Annotated in this window: 4 protein-coding genes; all 4 read left to right on the forward strand. The window is 54.7% G+C overall.

The window, feature by feature from the left end; all coding sequences use genetic code 11:
* Positions 1-101: 101 nt before the first annotated feature.
* On the forward strand, positions 102-737 hold the full coding sequence (locus tag A9Q02_RS22930) for a class I SAM-dependent methyltransferase (protein ID WP_097655409.1): 636 nt from the start codon (positions 102-104) through the stop codon (positions 735-737).
* A 236-nt stretch (positions 738-973) separates the two neighbouring features.
* The gene (locus A9Q02_RS22935; RefSeq protein ID WP_097655410.1) at positions 974-1,210 is read left to right on the forward strand and encodes a DUF433 domain-containing protein; all 237 of its coding nucleotides are present in this window, start codon (positions 974-976) and stop codon (positions 1,208-1,210) included.
* A complete protein-coding gene (locus tag A9Q02_RS22940) occupies positions 1,207-1,605 on the forward strand; it encodes a DUF5615 family PIN-like protein (RefSeq protein WP_097655411.1) in 399 nt (132 codons plus the stop codon). Before A9Q02_RS22935 ends, A9Q02_RS22940 begins: the two co-directional genes overlap by 4 nt.
* A gap of 67 nt (positions 1,606-1,672) precedes the next feature.
* The gene (locus A9Q02_RS22945; RefSeq protein WP_097655412.1) at positions 1,673-1,906 is read left to right on the forward strand and encodes a hypothetical protein; all 234 of its coding nucleotides are present in this window, start codon (positions 1,673-1,675) and stop codon (positions 1,904-1,906) included.
* Positions 1,907-2,182 lie beyond the last annotated feature (276 nt).

Raw genomic sequence — 2,182 nt, forward strand, 5'->3', positions numbered from 1 at the left:
CCTGCACCTTGAGCGCGTCGGCTTCGCTCAACAAGGATTATGTGGCGGCTTCGCGCCACATGAATCCTTAGTTCGTTAGGCCGCACAACAGGACCCTCTCCATGCGTAACAACAGAAGCATCTATGACTCGTTGTACCGCGAAGCGCAGACGAAGGGCTGGCAAGGCTGGGGAGGTGACGCTCGACTTGCAGAAGGCCCCAATCAGCTACGTCGAATCATGGAGTGCCGCTACACCCCTCGCGCTGGCCGAGCACTGGAGCTTGGGTGTGGTGAGGGCCACCTCTGCCGCTTGCTCGCCAGTCAAGGGTTTGAGGTCACCGGAGTCGACATCTCCGAAGTAGCCATAGACTGGGCTAAGGCAAAGCAAGGCGAGATTCAAGTACGTTATGTTCAGGCGGATCTGTGCAGCCCTGAAGTTCTGCCCGCCCAGCGCTTCGAACTTATAGTTGATGGCAATTGTCTGCACTGTGTTGTTGGAGAAAGCAGGTCCGCTCTGCTTAAGAACGTTCGACGACTTCTTGCGCATGGAGGCGTATTCTTCGTCAGCAGCCTCTGCACCAAGGCAAGTACGGCCTCGCTAAATACTTTCCTCAGTGGTCACCCCTATCGCTTCGTTCCCGCCGCCGCCGATCTGCTGGCAGAGCTACGTGAAGAGGGTTTCACCGTCCTCAGCCACGAGGTCGAGGAACGCTCTGGCGAATTCGATCACATTCGCGTCTTCACCAGTGCGGCCTAACCCCTCGCTCAAGCGGAGCGCCAACGGCAGGCCACCAGGCCCGGTCTGGTGGTACGCGGTACATTTTCACCAGCCCGGGCCGCCTGGCGTCCTGCCGTCGTCGCCCGCTTAGCTCGAACGTTGGGCCGTCCTCAACCCGTAACCCCCATACGGACACTATCATGTGCTGATACGGCGAAGCATCAAGCGCGCATTCGTGCTTTAATCCTGCTACGGACGAGACGAAAGGAGGCGGTATGCCGTCATTACTGAATCGTATCACGATACATCCTGATATTTGCCATGGCAAACCGGTTATTCGAGGATTACGCTACCCGGTTGAGTCCATGCTCGAACTCCTGAGTTCTGGCATGTCGATTCCGGATATTCTTGCCGATTATGAAGATCTCGATCACGAGGATCTTCTGGCAGTATTAGAGTATGCGATGCGCCTGAGCCAAGTAAAGCGCATTGAACTGCTCCCAGCCGCATGAAGTTTCTTATTGATGCACAACTTCCACGAAGACTCGTCTTTGTGTTTCGGAATGCGGGATACGACGCGATCCATACCCTCGATCTTCCCCAGCAGAACACCACGTCGGACAGCGACATTACGAATATCGCAATACAAGAAACACGCATTGTGGTTACAAAAGATGCCGATTTTGTAGAAAGCTTCATCTTGTCACGCCGCCCGCCGAGACTTTTGGTGATTGCGACGGGAAATATTCGCAACATCGATGATGTCGAGACCATTGCCACGAATGCCAGTATACGCGAGATCGAGCGGCTCCGTAAAATCTATGGGAAAGCACGATGGCGCAAGAGAAAAGGGAGCGCCACGATTGTCCTTGAAGATGGAACCATGCATCGCGCAGAAGTACACTAGTATGAAGCGACTGGCTTTGGGCGTAAGGAAGTCAAGATCAAGTATCTGCTTGATTAAGGAGGCTCGCATGACCGTGGAACAGCCGGTGCTCCGCTTCGTGATCTGTATTGACAATACTGATTACCCGGCTGCACTTGAGCGACGCAAGATTTATCAGGTCATCCCAGATGACCGTGCGGCAAGCCATAACTTACTCCGGGTCATTGATGAATCGGGCGAGGATTACGTCTATCCCAAAGGATATTTCATCCCAGTCGATTTTGCGCCGAGCATCCAAGAAGCACTGCTCCGTGCGGCATGAATACATAATCGCTGCGGCATGAACACATAATAGCTTCCGACCCTGAAGCCTAGAGCTGATAGAGATGCGCTGAAAACCTACCCTAGTGTAAACTACGGTAGGCTGATTCACGATGTCGATCACGCGGTGCCATCTATCAAAGTTGCCAGCGGCACACCTGACGCTCTGCGTTGGGCCGCAACACGGCTGTGCCAATTCATAGGGCTACGTCAAAGTGGTAGGGACACCGATCAGGGCAAGTGCGGCCCCCACGGAAGCGGCGGTCGCGCGCACGGC

It is taken from the genome of Candidatus Chloroploca asiatica (assembly GCF_002532075.1).
Lineage (GTDB): Bacteria > Chloroflexota > Chloroflexia > Chloroflexales > Chloroflexaceae > Chloroploca > Chloroploca asiatica.